9 protein-coding genes and 1 riboswitch are annotated in these 16,448 nt (G+C 39.9%); of the genes, 4 read left to right on the top strand and 5 right to left on the bottom strand.

Going from position 1 to position 16,448, the window contains the following annotated elements:
* The first annotated feature begins 170 nt into the window (after positions 1-170).
* Positions 171-1,841: a glutamine--tRNA ligase/YqeY domain fusion protein gene (locus B3E00_RS08760; RefSeq protein ID WP_293938093.1), complete on the top strand. Its 1,671-nt coding sequence runs from the start codon at positions 171-173 to the stop codon at positions 1,839-1,841.
* Positions 1,842-2,276: 435 nt separating this feature from the next.
* Positions 2,277-2,942, top strand: coding sequence for an OmpW/AlkL family protein (locus B3E00_RS08755; RefSeq protein WP_209578551.1), 666 nt, complete (start codon positions 2,277-2,279; stop codon positions 2,940-2,942).
* A 144-nt stretch (positions 2,943-3,086) separates the two neighbouring features.
* Here the strand turns inward: B3E00_RS08755 and B3E00_RS08750 are convergent, their stop codons facing one another.
* From B3E00_RS08750 to B3E00_RS08730, 5 genes are all read right to left on the bottom strand, one after another.
* Positions 3,087-6,041, bottom strand: a complete 2,955-nt coding sequence (locus tag B3E00_RS08750) for a DUF2723 domain-containing protein (protein WP_293938091.1) — start codon at positions 6,039-6,041, stop codon at positions 3,087-3,089.
* Positions 6,042-6,356: 315 nt separating this feature from the next.
* On the bottom strand, positions 6,357-7,313 hold the full coding sequence (gene metF / locus B3E00_RS08745) for a methylenetetrahydrofolate reductase [NAD(P)H] (RefSeq protein WP_209578549.1): 957 nt from the start codon (positions 7,311-7,313) through the stop codon (positions 6,357-6,359).
* A 71-nt stretch (positions 7,314-7,384) separates the two neighbouring features.
* Positions 7,385-7,487, bottom strand: a riboswitch (SAM riboswitch).
* 176 nt (positions 7,488-7,663) lie between these two features.
* Positions 7,664-8,515 (bottom strand): hypothetical protein, encoded by an 852-nt coding sequence (locus B3E00_RS08740; protein WP_293938089.1) that lies wholly within the window; start codon positions 8,513-8,515, stop codon positions 7,664-7,666.
* Positions 8,516-8,614: 99 nt separating this feature from the next.
* Complete coding sequence (rimM, locus tag B3E00_RS08735) at positions 8,615-9,139, bottom strand: ribosome maturation factor RimM (RefSeq protein ID WP_293884091.1); 525 nt, start codon at positions 9,137-9,139, stop codon at positions 8,615-8,617.
* Between the two features lie 118 nt (positions 9,140-9,257).
* The gene (locus B3E00_RS08730) at positions 9,258-9,779 is read right to left on the bottom strand and encodes a 30S ribosomal protein S16 (protein ID WP_209578546.1); all 522 of its coding nucleotides are present in this window, start codon (positions 9,777-9,779) and stop codon (positions 9,258-9,260) included.
* 364 nt (positions 9,780-10,143) lie between these two features.
* Between B3E00_RS08730 and B3E00_RS08725 the strand changes: the two genes are divergently transcribed.
* Both B3E00_RS08725 and B3E00_RS08720 read left to right on the top strand, forming a co-directional pair.
* Positions 10,144-13,497 (top strand): UvrD-helicase domain-containing protein, encoded by a 3,354-nt coding sequence (locus tag B3E00_RS08725; RefSeq protein ID WP_209578545.1) that lies wholly within the window; start codon positions 10,144-10,146, stop codon positions 13,495-13,497.
* A 7-nt stretch (positions 13,498-13,504) separates the two neighbouring features.
* Complete coding sequence (locus tag B3E00_RS08720; RefSeq protein WP_209578544.1) at positions 13,505-16,384, top strand: PD-(D/E)XK nuclease family protein; 2,880 nt, start codon at positions 13,505-13,507, stop codon at positions 16,382-16,384.
* Positions 16,385-16,448: the final 64 nt, after the last annotated feature.

Below are 16,448 nucleotides of genomic sequence, written 5' to 3'. Positions count from 1 at the left end.
GGACTTTTTCAGTGCCCTCGCATAATATTGCCCCTTTTTTTTGCCAGATCAAAAGGTTATTAACTATGCACATACTAAGCCATATAACACGCACATTCCACCGCTTATCCTGAGCCGAATATCTACGATCTCCTAGCAAATATCTCGTCGCGAATAATTAACTTTGCACTATGAGTGAAGAAAAATCATTAAATTTTATCGAGGAAATTGTCGAAGAGGATCTTCGTACAGGAAAGCATGGCGGACGTGTATTGACACGTTTCCCTCCTGAGCCAAATGGTTACCTCCACATTGGTCACGCCAAATCCATCTGCTTGAACTTTGGATTAGCACAGCAGTATAATGGCAAGACTAATCTACGTTTTGATGACACTAACCCTGTCACTGAGGATACTGAGTATGTTGAAAGCATCAAGAAAGATATTCAATGGCTTGGATTCCAGTGGGCAGAGGAATTATATACTTCAGATTATTTTGAGACATTATACAGTTATGCCGTTGAGCTAATAAAAAAAGGTCTAGCATACGTTGACGATAGCACAGCTGAAGAAATCGCTGCCGCGAAAGGTACCCCTACAGAACCGGGAGTTCCGACGCCTTACCGCGGCAGGTCTGTTGAAGAGAATCTTGCTTTATTTGCAGAAATGCGTGCCGGTAAATACAAAGACGGCGAAAAAGTACTCCGGGCAAAGATAGATTTAGCTAGCCCGAATATGCATATGCGCGACCCTTTGTTGTACCGCATCAAACACGCTCATCACCATAGAACTGGCGATCAATGGTGTATCTATCCCATGTATGACTTTGCACATGGACAATCCGATTCTATCGAGAAAATTACACATTCGATCTGTACATTGGAATTTATCCCACACCGCCCACTTTATGATTGGTGTATTGAAAAATTGGAGATTTTCCCTTCTAAGCAATACGAATTTGCCCGTTTGAATATGACCTATACCGTCATGAGTAAACGCAAATTGCTGCAATTAGTTAATGACAAATTTGTTGAAAGCTGGGACGATCCACGTATGCCTACGATCTCAGGATTGCGAAGAAGAGGCTATACACCTGCGAGTATCCGTAACTTCTGTGAGAAAATCGGTGTTCAAAAGCGTGAAAATATGATCGATGTCAGTCTTCTGGAATTCTGTATTCGAGAGGATCTCAACAAAACAGCATGGCGCAGAATGGCTGTATTAGATCCAATTAAATTAGTCATCACTAACTATCCTGATGGCCAGGTAGAAGAACTTATCGGTGAAAACAATCCAGAAGTTGAGGGTGGTGAAGGCGCGCGGTCCATTCCCTTTTCAAAAGAACTTTGGATAGAACGCGATGATTTTATGGAAGACGCTCCAAAAAAATTCTTCCGTTTAGGTCCAGGACTTTCTGTGCGTTTAAAACACGCATATATCGTAACCTGTCACGATTTTGTGAAAGATGAAAATGGAAAAGTAACAGAAGTGCATTGTACTTATGTTCCAAATTCTAAATCAGGAGAAGATACTTCTGGGTTGAAAGTGAAAGGAACAATTCATTGGATCTCCGTGCCGCATGCGAAAGAAGCCGAAGTGAGATTGTACGACAGATTATTCAATGATGAAAACCCTGCTGCTGCAGAAGATTTCAAAGCATCGATTAACCCTGAAAGCTTGCATATTATTGAACGCGCTTATATTGAACCGGATCTAACACATGCAACTCCGGGAAAAGGTTATCAATTTATACGACTGGGGTATTTTACATTAGATACGCATTCTACCCCTTCCCAATTAGTCTTTAACCGTACGGTTACACTGAAAGATTCCTGGGGCAAAGAGGTGAAGAAAAATGCATAAAAGATTTATTCTTAACTAAAAGAGGTCGGAATCACTTCCGACCTCTTTTAGTTTATGGTATGTCCTTTTACTAAATCTGCAGCCAGCTTTGACATTTTACTTCCCCAAAAAGCATTTATAAACACAGCCATCCTCTTCACAGCATTTCTGATAAATTTAGGCAACGCTATCAAACCTGAGATCATACTAAATTTTTGCTTTTCTCCAACCTGCAATATAGCCTTCGAAAATTCAGGCTTTACTCAAGACTGACAAACAAAATACCCCCCAGAGTTAAAAACAGATACAGATGTGCTTTTTTTTGACACTAATTTATAAAGGTACGTCATGTACACTACTCAAAGCATTATATCATTCATTTTTCAACTTGATTATGGTCACTCTTTTGCCTTGATTTTAGCAATAGTTTTACGTCAAATAAATACCCTTAATGATATGAAAAAGTTATTTTTAATCGCATTGACACTCACTTTAGGAGCACTAAGTTTACAAGCACAAACAATCCCTAATCAACGTTGGCAAATGAGACTCAGAGGAGTGGCAGTCATGCCAAACGAATCGGCTACTATTAATACGATAGGCGGAGACGTGGACATCAACACAAAGTTTATTCCTGAACTGGACTTCACCTATTTTTTCACAAAAAACATTGCGGCGGAATTGATTCTTGGAACGACAAAACATAATGTGCATACAACAGGCTCAGATTTAACTGCGATTGGTGGAAGTTCATCCAGCAATGTCGATCTAGGCAGTGTTTGGCTTCTTCCTCCTACGCTTACAGCTCAATATCACTTCTTCCCCGATGGAGCTATAAAACCCTATGTGGGCGCAGGGATAAATTACACGATATTCTATAGTGCTAACGCTGGATCAACTGTAAAGAATGTGAAATACGACAATGCTTTTGGCTTCGCTACCCAACTCGGGATTGACTTTAAGCTATCAGACAAATATTTTGTGAATTTAGATGCTAAATATATTCTTTTAAAGACAGATGTTAATGTGGATGCATCCAACTTGGCTCCCAACTTATCCATACCGGCAAAAGTTGATATCAACCCTTTTCTCCTTGGCTTTGGAGTCGGCATGAAATTCTAATCATTTGGCTCATTTCCCTATCCTATATGTATCGAGGCCGCTTTCAGTATATGAAAACGGCCTCATCTGGTTCCTTAGCTTAAGCATATTCATCCAGTTACCATTTAGGCAAACCCAATACCTTGGCTTCGTTTGTTACAAACATTACTCTAGACCATACCAGTTTTGATATTGACGCCTTAAGCCCTCAACACGCGCTAATCGTTTATCCTCTTTCGCATCCGATAAAATTTTACGGTAGCGGTCTACCGAGTCCAATCCAACCTGAATATCATTCCATTCGAAGCTTAAATTTTTCTTATCCACTACGAGCTGATGCAAATATTCCATATTTTCAGCTACATAATTTAGATTTCGATCCATCATATTATTGGCGAGCTGAGGTTGTCCAGAACGATATAGACTATCAATAATATCAGCATAGTTGACTGCATCTGACATAGCATACACGCGCGCAGGTAATTGATCATATGCTTTTTTAGCAACTTCTCCTGCTTGTTTTATTTGGCCATTAGCCAATAACAGACGCGCTGCTTTTCCAAAAATATCTCTTGCATACATGCTTGAAAAGCGGAATGAATCCGTATCAACATATCGAGCATTTTTTATATTGCCCCAATTATACGTATGCATAATGTTATGATATAAAGCTTCAATGTTCACTAGTCCGGCTTGCTCAATTTGCTTTTCTGTTGACGCACCTGTAGCTGCGACCGGCATCAGTCTAGACGTGAAACCTTCATTAACAAGATATTTATCTAATCCTAATTTAAGATCACTTGGCAACATATTTGAAAAATAGACGGGCCTGTTCCATTTGTTATTTTCAAGTACCGATAAGATTGTTAAATCTGCCCTTGTTAGATGGTCATTTGGTATCTCCCATTCCATGGTTGATACAATAGCTTCCTGCAAATAAGATGGAACTGCATTTTTCTTGACGACCTCCGCTTTATTAACGTCCAGTTTGACTTTTCTTGAGGGGAAATAATTTTCCATCTCACCGGAATTCAACTGAACTTTATAATCGGGATCATCTGACGTCACAAATTGTAATAACTGACCTGCATCAACAGCTTTGTCGAGTTGCCTATCCACAAAGGGGATATAATCACGGACACCTTTTTTTGTCTTTTCTGCCGGAATCGTCACGGGGAGGCCTGCTGCTCGATAAGTCGGCTGCCTGGCCTGTTGCATATACCAATCACCGGTAAGATAACTTAAGACGACCACCCGTACATCGGGACGCACACCTTCTACTTCTTGTAAGTACCACACCGGAAATGTATCATGATCGCCATACGTAAATAGGATTGCATTTGGAGCACAGGCCTCAAGATAATTACGCGCCAAGTCCCTTGCCATCGATTTCTCCGATCGATCATGATCGTCCCAGTTTTGATGAACCAAAATAATGGGGCCGCCCAGCAACGCAAAGGATAAACCTGTCGCCAAAGCATAACGTGTTCGTACAAAACGTTTGAAAAAACGAACCAATGCGATCAGCCCCAATCCAATCCAGATTGCAAAGGCGTAGAAAGAGCCCACATAAGCATAATCCCGCTCCCGAGGTTGCATGGGCGTTTGATTTAGGTAAACAACAATCGCTATTCCGGTAAATACAAACAGCAAGGTTACGACCAAAGTATAAGGCTTGTTGTTTCGATACAACCATACCGCACCAGCTATTCCCAAAAGCAGCGGCAGAAAGAAATAGGTATTTCGGCTCGGATCATGTGCCTGCGATTGCGGTAGTTTATCTTGCGCACCTAGTCGCCAGTTATCGAATGCTTTGACCCCCGACAGCCAGTTGCCATCGCTATAGGTCCCATACCCTTGTCGATCATTCTGTCTACCGACAAAATTCCATAAGAAATAGCGCGTATACATATCGCCAAGCTGAAAATTGAAAAAGAATTTAAAATTATCGGAGAATTGTGGTTGCTCTCCCTCTTTCAAATTGAAGTAACTTCTATAATAGGCTTGATGGTTTCCATCTTGGCTGTAAATACGCGGGAAAAAGGTTTCCTTATCAAATTGATATTTGTCTATCTGTGTAAAGGGTACATACGCCGATTGATCTTTCCGATAGCCTGTCTTACTCTTTACACCAACCACTTGCGAATCATAATACGGACCTTTGAGCAATGGCTCCCGGACATATTGTTCCCGGCTCAAATAGCCTAAAAAAGAAAATACATTATCTGGCGCATTATTATTCAAGGATGGATTTGCTTTTCCCCGGATCATGACCATGGTGTAGGAACTGTATCCAAATAAAACAAAACAAAAAACTAACAAAGCGGTGTTGAGCGTGTATTTGCGCTTTGTATACGAATAATACAAACCGTAAACTATCAATCCTACCAGCAATGAGCACGAGAAGAAAATTCCGGAACCAAATCCCATTCCAAGTGAGTTTACAAATACAAGGTCAACTTTAGCAGCCAGGCCAACCAACCATTGAATAATACCCCACAAAACGGCTCCAAGGATCAGTACGCCTACTACAAACGCTTTTAAGGTACCTTTCGCACTCACCTGAGTTGCTTTTCTGAAATAGACCACCATCGCTATCGCTGGGATAGCCAAAAGATTCAATAAATGGACTCCAATAGAAAGCCCCATAACAAAACCGATAAATACCAGCCAACGATCACTACCTTCTTCATCAGCACGAGCTTCCCATTTTAATATCCCCCAAAACACAACTGCTGTACACAAGGACGACATCGCATAAACTTCGGATTCTACGGCCGAATACCAAAATGAATCGCTGAAACTAAATGCCATTGCACCAACAATTCCTGCGCCGAAGATCTGCAAGCAGTTGGATAAAGGTGCGTATTTGTCTTCGCGGAGTATCTTCTTGGCAATTGCTGTTATCGTCCAAAATAAAAATGTAACCGTAAGCCCGCTGCAAATTGCCGATCCGATATTCATCCAATAGGCGATTTTACCTGCATTACCCAAAGCCAAGTTTGAAAATACATTCTGAATCAGAAGAAACAATGGTGCCCCAGGTTGGTGTGCTACTTCCAGCTTGTAAGCACAGGCAATGAATTCACCACAATCCCACCAGCTTACCGTCTTTTCCACGGTAGCAATGTATACACATGTGGCAATGAGTCCGCAAGCAAAACCCAGTAGAGAATTTATTCTATTGTACGTCATAAGGTCAATTGGTCTTCTATTAAAATCCTTTTTAGGACTTTAAGTTAAAAAGTTATCCTGATTCCATTATGTTAATTAACACTATTTAACACAAGTACCTGACAATAAACACACTGACACTTGCACGAACACAAATGACTCCGTTACCAACACGACGACTTGGCTATAAGGTCAATTATAGGATATCTTAACAATGAAAAAGGGAGCTTATCAGCTCCCTTTCCCGGGTATTTTTATGAGTTAGGCTAGTTTTTCTACAATTTTCTTTGTTGGACCCGGATTACTCATCGTATAGAAATGTAAAACCGGAGCGCCAAACTTGATCAGCTCCTGACATTGTTGTACCAACCACTCTTCTCCGACTTGTCTGACGTCGGCATTCGTTTTACATTCCGAAACAGCATCGCTCAGTTCTTCTGGAATATCGAGATGAAATATTCGTGGTAAGGTCACGAGCTGCTTTTTAGTTGTCAGTGGCTTTAATCCTGGAATAATAGGCACATGTATTCCATTATCTCTACATTTAGTAACAAATTCCTTATATTTTTCGACATTAAAGAACATTTGAGTTACAATAAATTCCGCCCCCATATCGACTTTTTGTTTCAGATATTTAAAGTCAGTATTAAAATTTGGCGATTCAAAGTGTTTTTCGGGATACCCCGCTACACCGATGCAAAAATCAGTCTTTTCCGATGTGACAATATCCTCATGCAGATACTTTCCTTTATTCATATCAGCAACCTGTTCCAATAGGTCTGTTGCAAAAGCATGTCCACCATCCGTTGGAATAAAATCAGCATCGCCCTTACGTGCATCTCCGCGCAATACTAAGACATTATCTATACCCAGGAAGTTCAAATCGATCAGTGCATTTTCGGTTTCCTCCTTAGTAAAACCACCACATATCAAATGGGGTACTGCATCAACTTTATATTTATTCATGATTGCTGCACATATCGCCACTGTCCCAGGACGTTTGCGATAGGAAACGCGTTCCAGTAATCCACTTGCATGCTCTTTATAGATATAATCTTCCCGGTGGTAAGTTACGTCGATAAAAGGAGGTTTAAACTCCATCAGTTCATCCATGGTTTTAAAAATACTTTGGATGCCCTGCCCTTTCGCCGGTGGCAATAGCTCAAAAGAAAACAATGTTTTTCCTTTGGCATTCTGGATATGATCGATAATCTTCATTAAAAAACTGTTTTTTAGTTTGGTTGGCTTATATCGAAACGCACACGTCGAGGAATCGTTTATCTTCATGTAACTTATCTGTCCCACATGGAGTAGGGTAGAATTTAGCACCTTGAACAATACAGGTTGCTAAGGCTTCAACGGGTCTATTCCCTCGGCCTTTCTCTATAAGCGTTGCTAATATCGTTTTAAAAAATCAAAAGACAAAAATATTTTTTCGAAAAGACTAAAATGGCACCGAAAATAGGGCAATAAGACCTTTGGGCTCTGCTTACACGCAACAAAAGAAATGTATGCACCACCAAAAAATGTTAAAAAAACAGGCGAAAGTAAGGATCGAGAATCATTGGCTAAAGATGCGCTGCCAGGGAATTCCGTAGATTTTTGAGATAAAATGTGATTAATAAAAGTCCTGTTACGTGGTATTCCTCTTTCGATGCATATTTAAAGCCATCAAATAAATAGCGATAGGCGATCAATGCATCTTGTTCATTGTAAAACAACTCTTTCCAAGATTCCGGCACATCTGTCCACGCCTTGAGCACAATACCGTTCTCAGCATAAATAATTGGCGATTCAACACCATCCATTCGATAATCGTGATGTGTACCAGAACTTGATATATGTTGAAAGTAAGCGATGGAATAATCAACAAAATTCAATGCCCTCGCCTTGACCTCCTTTTCACTTTCTGCTCTTACGGGAGCATTCCGCCACAAATTCACTTGACTGTCAAATTTGCTTGGCGTCTCGCGTATAGGGGTTTTATCTAAGGCAAAGTTAAGATAAAGTCTTTCGGTAGTAGGTAAACGCGCTGAGTTAAACTGTGAAAAATCACCTCTTAGCTGAATAAAATCTTTTTTTACCTTAACAATATCCAATGCGATGCTACCTTTTTTCTCGTCGGTCAACTCTAATCTGTCACCATTGAATCTATACTTTCCGAAGAGTAATATATCGTCGAGCGCCAAGACAAAGCGGTCTTTATTATGGAGTGAGAGAAAGGACCGATATAAAGTAGGATCATTCCCATAGGTATTTGCCTCCACATTCTGGGGAGATTCTCTCTTAAGTTTATGATATTGCTCATTCGAATAGCCCAATATCATCTGATAATTACCTTCAGGAAACTCCTTTTTCTTTCCAAAGAAAGCACAAGAAGACAGTGAAAATAGGAATAGCAGGAGTAATAACGATTTCAAAATCAATTAATAATTATGGCAAAATAATATATGCCAATATAATAAATTACTGCGATAGTCTATGAAAGGCTATTCATTTATATAAGCCTAAGGATATACTTATTCTTTATACAGATCCACTAAGCCTTCTGGCAATTCAACTTCAATAATCTCCTCTTCGCCATCAATACCTAAGATCAAATCGTCCGAAAGTGGGAACATCAGCTCCTTGCCATCCATATCTACGGTAGCAACAAATTGTTGTGGAAACTCCTGAACATCTGTTATTCTCCCCAGTTCACCATGGTTTTCATCAATTACTAAAAAACCGATTAAATCCGTATATCTAAAATCATCTGGATCACGCTCCGGCATTTTATCATTGGAAAGATATAGCTTTTTACGTACAAGTATTTGAGCCTTATCAATATGATCCACATCCTCGAATGTCACATAAGCGGTACTGTTCTTTTGAAATTTGATGGCGTCAACAAAATAAGGAACAAGCTTTTTGTTCACTTCCACGAAGACGACATCCATATCCAAACTCTCGTATTCTTCGAATTCAAAAAATAGCTGTACTTCTCCTTTAAGCCCTCTTGTTTTGCTGATATAACCGATGTAAAAGCTTTGATCAATAGTCATATTTTCGTATTTAGCAATTAGATGTAAGACATGATAATGGCAAACTATAGCCTATAGGCTGTTTCAAAAAAAGCCGGCTCAAGGTTGAGTCGGCTTTCTCGAATACTTTATGAAAGAATTAACCTTCAGTTTCTTCTGATGCAGGAGCTTCAGTCTCTTCAGCAGGAGTTTCTTCCGCTACAGGAGCATTTTTAGCAGCTACAGCAGCAGCTTTTTCTTCTTTTTTCTTAGCTTCAGCAGCTAAAGCAGCATTTCTAGCATCAGCTTTAGTTTGTGCTAAACCATCTTTTTTACCAGAGATTCTTGCATCATTAGCTTCAGTCCAGGCTGCAAATTTAGCTTCAGCAGCAGCTTCATCAAAAGCACCTTTTTTCACACCACCTTGCAAGTGTTTTTTGTAAAGAACACCTTTGTAAGAAAGGATAGCGCGAGCTGTGTCAGTCGGTTGAGCACCTTTGTTCATCCAGTCCAAAGCTTTTTCAAAATCCAAAACGATCGTTGCTGGATTAGTGTTTGGGTTGTAAGAACCAATACGTTCAATGAATTTACCGTCACGTGGAGCGCGAGAATCCGCTACGACTACGTGGTAAAAAGGACGTCCTTTTTTACCGTGTCTTTGCAATCTGATTTTAGTTGCCATTTTTTAATTTATTTTATGTATTCAACATATCCCCCGAGCTTCATACTAGAGGGGATGCAAAGATAGTTATTTTTTTCTATTCATAAACATAATTTTATAAACTTCGCTGAAAATGACATCCTTAACACCTTGAACACCCCTTTTAGAACAGATCTCATTGCACCAGCTCTGCCGTCAACACCTAAAGTAATGTGTACAGCTGTTGGCTTCGCCCGAAGGCAACACCTACTCATATTACGACACCAGTATATATCATAAAACAACAATTTGGTTAATAAATAAGAATCAAATTAAGTCTGCTTTCTCAATTAAAATAATCTTCCCCATTTTTGCCAATTCACTTTTTACTTTCTACCTTCATTCTATGAAATCCGTTGCGCCATTAAAAATACTAAAAGCTTCAGCCGGTTCGGGGAAAACCTTTAGCTTGACTTTACATTATCTCACCCTTCTCCTATCCAACGAGAATAGCTACAAGGAAATTTTGGCGGTGACATTCACCAATAAGGCAACTGCCGAAATGAAGGAACGTATCCTATCGGTACTCCATGGCCTGGCAACAGGCCATCCTAGCCCTAAAATTGAAGATTTCAGAAAGTTATTACTGGCACAACAGCCAGGTTGGACTTCACATCTTGTGCAGGAGAAAGCTCACCGTGTTTATCGCCGTATCTTACATGATTATAGTCATTTTACGATAAGTACAATTGATGGTTTCTCCCAAAAGGTCATCCGCGCGTTTACATATGAACTTAATCTTGATGCGGCTTACAAGATTGAAATGAATGTCAATAAAGTGAAAAATGAGCTGACAGTTATGCTCAATCAATTACTGGATGAGCGCCCCGATCTACTCGATTGGATTATAACTTATGCTGAAAAGAAGATAGCAAAAAATGAAAATTGGAACTACCGTCAGCAATTAATGAGTTTGGCGAGCCTTATTTTTTCTGAAAATTTCCAGGAATTTGATAGTTATATCAACTCGGCAAACCCCAAGGAGGTTTTTAATCTCCTTAATCTGGAGATTGAACAGAAGATAAGCGCATTTACCGAAGCGCTATCCATGACAATTGAAGCGTTTAGTGAGACATTCAAAAAATTCAACCTCACTGAAAGTGACCTGAAGGGTAAATCGCGCAATAAGATAATCTCAGCTAGCAAAACCAGTAAAAAGACGGAAAAACTCAGCGCTTCTGAAATTGCCAAGATAATAGAAAAATACCTTCTGTTAATCGACAATGAAGATGCTTTTACGGATAGTGACAAAAATATACGTCATGATCTTATGGCTGCGTTCAGCCCTATCTGGGCGTCCTTCCAAAAGTTACACGACAACCTATCTGCTTACATTGCCTATCAAGCCGTACAGAATAACCTCTATTACCTGCGTTTACTCAAAGAAATGAGCGATTTACTGACACAGTGGCGACGCGACAATGGTGCCCAGTTAATTTCCGATTCTCAGATTCTGTTAAACAAACTCGGACTTGATGAAAATAGCGACCCAACATTTATCTGGGAGAAAATCGGCAATCGCTTTAACTACTTTTTGTTTGACGAATTTCAGGATACTTCGCGCATTCAATGGAAAAACTATAGTCCGCTACTGATCAATGCATTGGCAGATGCCAAAGGTACTGTCAGCGAACACCTGATTGTAGGTGATGTTAAACAAAGCATCTATCGCTGGCGGAATGGCGATTGGCGAATTTTACTCCAACAGGTAGAACAACAAATTGTCCATGCCTTTCACTTGGACAACGATAGCAAAACAACCTTTATCGAAAACGGAAGTCTCGATACCAATTTTAGAAGTCTTCCAAATATTATTCATTTAAACAATTACCTATTTAACAGTATTCCAAAACATTTGCAACAGGTATTAAATGAAAAAGTATCCGAAAGCCTGGATGAAGAAGGCAAACAGTGGTGGGCTTCCTCAGGCAATGATAGCATGCTTGTCAAAGCGTATGAAAACAGCCAACAGGAGGTGCCTGAACATAAAAAAGGAAAACTTGACCAATTAGGTTCCATTGAGATCTCCTACATTCCCGTTGCTGATGGACGCTACAGACGAAATCAGGTTATCGAAGAATCACTTGTAAATTTATGCCAAAAAATAAGCGGATGGCTACTCGACGAACGCTATCAACCCCAACAGATCGGTATTTTAGTGCGTAGTAATTCGCAAGCCAAGTTGGTTATCCAGAAACTCATGGATTTCAAAAAACAGCAACAGCTCACGTTTGAAGTCATATCAGGAGATGCGCTGTCGCTAGCCAGCAATGATGCCGTTTTACTACTGATCGAAACGCTGAAAGCATTAGTCTATAATTCGGAGAAACATACCATTCATAAAGCAAAGATAGTCTATCTCTATCAGCATATACAGAATAATACGACCGTTGATCAGAATGCATGGTTAAAATTTGCCACAAATGACATCCATGAGCTTAAAGATTTTCTACCTCAAGCCTTAATTGACTCTTGGGAAATGGCACAGAAACAGCCATTGGTCCACTTGATTGAAAAGCTTATCGAAATCTACGGTTTCACAACCACGGACAATATTCACCTCCCTTACCTGCTCGCATTCAAAGATATGATCTCAACGTTTTCCACGAATGGCGAACGTGGCATTATACAATTCTTAGAGTTCTGGGAAGAAGATGGCAACCGGGCTGTACTCCCTTCCAATGGAGAAATCAATGCGATTGAGGTAACGACGATACACAAATCAAAAGGGCTGGCTTATGACGTGGTCATGATTCCATTTTGTTCATGGGATCTCGACGGCATGATCAACGGCGATTTTTGGATTGAAACATCCGAAACTCCATTTGCCCAATTGGGAAAAATTCCAATCAAATACACATCTACCGTCGGCAAATCTATATTTTTCAAACAATATTTTGAAGAGATGCTATTCAACTACATGGACGCCCTTAATACGTTCTATGTGGCAACAACCCGCGCCGTTGAACACCTTTATATTACTGCTCCGTGCTTTAAAGAATCCGTCGACAAAAAGACAGGAGAGATTACAGGCTATGATAAGAAAGACGAATACATCAGCGATGTGCTCTTCCAAGTCTTAGAGACTCCAGAATCCCCGTTTAAACTCGAAAATAAAGTCTTATATATTGATCAGATAATCCAAAAAAGAAAAGCGAAGTTTCGAAATGACCGTATTATTTCGTTAAGCCATTATCCCATTTCCAAAGAACTGGAAATGGCTTTAGAAAAAGCGAGTACGCGCAGTATCAATGATATTCTGATGTTGGAAAAAGCGGCACAGTATGGCATATTGGCACATGATATTATGGCTCAGATTTCAAACGAAGAAGACATCCATAAACTGGTTGGCCAACTGATCCAGGAAGGTATCCTTTCCAAGGAGGAGCAGCCCTTCCTCATGCAGGAGATCAATCAAATCTGGAAGCATCCCATCATTAATAAATGGCTTACCGGAAACTATAAGATCTGGAATGAGGCCAGTATCATTACCGCCAAGGGCGAAACCATTCGGCCGGATAAAGTCTTCACTTCCAAAGAGGAAACAATCGTACTCGATTTCAAGTTTACGCAGACAGATTATATCGGACATCAGTATCAAGTCGATAACTACAAAAAAAATCTAGAGAATCTAGGCTACAACAATGTTAGGGCCTTTCTCTATTATGCAAAATCAAATCAATTAATTGAAGTAAAATAATAGCACGATGCAGACAGCCTTTCTAAAATTAGTAGCAACAGATATTCAAAAACGTTTTGGAAACGATCTGAGTGAGATTGCCATCGTCTTTAATAATAAACGCCCGATTACCTATCTCAAAAAACATCTTTCTGAAGTATATGGACAGGCGATCTGGTCTCCTCAGTTTTTTACGATTCAGGAATTTTTTAGACGTTCGACCGATGATACCGAAGCCAGTCCTTTGGCACAATTTTTCCACCTTTTTAATATCCATAATGAGTTATTGGTGATTGAAGGAAAACAACCAGAAACGTTGGAAGAGTTTTACCCAATTGCCGAAATAATACTGAGTGACTTCGGCCAGCTCGATTATGATCTTGTGCCTATTGAGCAGATCTATCTAGAACTTTATGACAACACCAAAATCGACATTGTTTTTCAACATCTAACCCAAGAACAGCAAGGATTTATACGTCAATTTTGGCAGTCTTTTTCCATTGCTGGACATAGTGGCGTACAAGAGCGCTTTCTACAACTTTGGAAAAGACTACCTGTATTGTATAATCGATTTAAAGAAAAGCTTAAAGCAGAAGGACAAACCAACTATCCAACCATTTACCGCGATTTAGCTGAAGGCAAGGCTACGCATCAGCAATTTGCATCATCCTACCAACATATCCTTTTTGTCGGTTTCAATGCATTAAACAAAGTCGAAGCAAAATTATTCAGACAATGGCAGGAGGAAGGCCGCGCCCTATTTTACTTTGATGCCGATGCCTATTATCTGGAAGACACCATGCAGGAGGCCGGGCTATTTATTCGTCGAAATATTTTCCAAACAGGCTTGGTCAACGCCCTCGGCGATAGCCCGAATATTATTGGCAATAGAACTTCAACCGTAAATCTATATGCTAGCACCGGGAAGATCAGCCAAACAAAATTACTGCATGATATCCTCGAACAGCACAAGAATATGGAGGAGACGTCCGCTATTCTTCTAGCAGATGAAAATTTACTTGTCCCTTTACTGCAAAGTTTACCAGATGTAAAACCTAATATCACTACGGGCTACCCCTTGACGCAGTCTCCTATTTATGGCATACTGGATCTATGGATGGAGGTACATTTGGAGATATCACAGTTTAAAAGACGGAAACTTCCCTATCAAATCATAGAGACCTTCATAAATCATCCCCTGAGTATGGTTTCCTTGGCAGATAAACTTCAGATTCAGAAAGAGATTGCCGACAAACAACTCTTCGAGATCACATTGGAAGAGCTTCATTTCAAAAGCTCCTTACCACAATTTTTTGTACCTATCGAAAATTCAGCTCATTTGGTACCAGCGCTCATCCTGCTCGTCGATGATTTGTTACATAGTATCTCATCTCAAGAGCGCATCCGCCAAATTGACAACAATCTCCTAATCGAAACAAAAAAAATCCTGAACCAGCTTTTACTAGGCTTTGAAACTGTTGCCCCGTTAAGTATCAGCTTCCAGATCGGTTTGATAAAAAAAGCCATTGCTCCCATAAATTCTGCCATAGAAGGGAACCCACTCGAAGGCATACAAATCATGGGGCTCTTGGAAAGCCGCTGTTTAAATTTTGACAACATCTATATCCTGGGAGCTAATGAGGGTATTCTACCCAAAACATCCAATTCACCGACCTTTATACCCAATAGTCTGAGGAGCGCGTACGGTCTTCCTATATTGGAAAATCAGAATGCCCTATCGGCCTATTTGTTTTATCGTCATTTTCAATACAGTAAGGGAATACATATTTTCTACAATGGTTTAGTTGACGAAAGCTCCACTGGTGAAGAAAGCCGGTTTATCAAACAGTTAGAATTTGAAAGCAAATTTCAGTTTGACCGAAAAGTTCAACAACAGCCCATCCAATTTGCAGATAAAGCGCAAGAGATTGTTATCCAAAAGCGGGGCGAAATATGGAAAAAAATGTACGAGGACTTTATCGTTAACCAGAAAAAGATATCGGCGACCGCACTGACGACATACCTCCAATCTCCATTACAGTTTTTCCTAAAACATATTGCCAACATTAAAGAGCCACCTTCACTCTCTCAGGAATTTGAAATGAATAAGCTCGGAACAGTCATCCATAATGTCATGGAGGATATATTTTTACCCTTCAAAGGGAAACAGGAGTTTACATCAACACATATGCTACGCGGGCAGATAGACCGTATCGAAGCATATGTGACCCGAGAAATAGGCATTCAATATCAGATTGAATTAAAAGAAGAAAAGGACTTAAATAGCTTGCAGCGGATCATGCTGAAAATTGCCTCCGAGTATGTCAAAATGTATCTCGAATATGACATCAATAACTATAAGTCATTTCGGATTATTGAACTTGAAAACGACACCGATTATATCTTACCATTCCCACTTCAAATCAATGGAGAGCAACATCAAGTCTCACTGTACGGTATTATTGACCGTGTAGACGAGGTAGTAACACACGACGACCGTATTATCAGTAGAATTGTCGATTACAAAACGGGCGGAGATTCGATTCTATTCAAAGAAATCGATCAGGTATTTGCTCCCAACACCGAAAATAAAGCCATGGTGCAGACGCTATTTTATGCCTATGTATTTGAACAGAAAACAGGGAGAAAACAACTTGAACCTCATCTCTACGTTGCGCGGAAAATGCGGGAAGAGGGAACCTTATTCAGTGGTAAAGAGGGAATATTGACCGATGAATTTCTCGCATTCCAAAAAGAGAATTTTATCAGATTCTTACGCGATATCCTACAAGAAATCTTTAATCCGGATGTTCCATTTCGGCATAATCCGGACACAATAGTTTATCCAAGCGATCCCTATACCTTATTTTATCGAGAAGCAAGCAAATGGGCCGAAGCAGAAGAATAAAAGGAACTACGGTTTGACAGGAGAGGTCAAAATAAACTTTTGTAATCAATACGTTAATATAGAA

It is taken from the genome of Sphingobacterium sp. UBA5996, from assembly GCF_002429765.1.
Lineage (GTDB): Bacteria > Bacteroidota > Bacteroidia > Sphingobacteriales > Sphingobacteriaceae > Sphingobacterium.
This window is presented reverse-complemented; position numbering and strand designations above follow the sequence as displayed.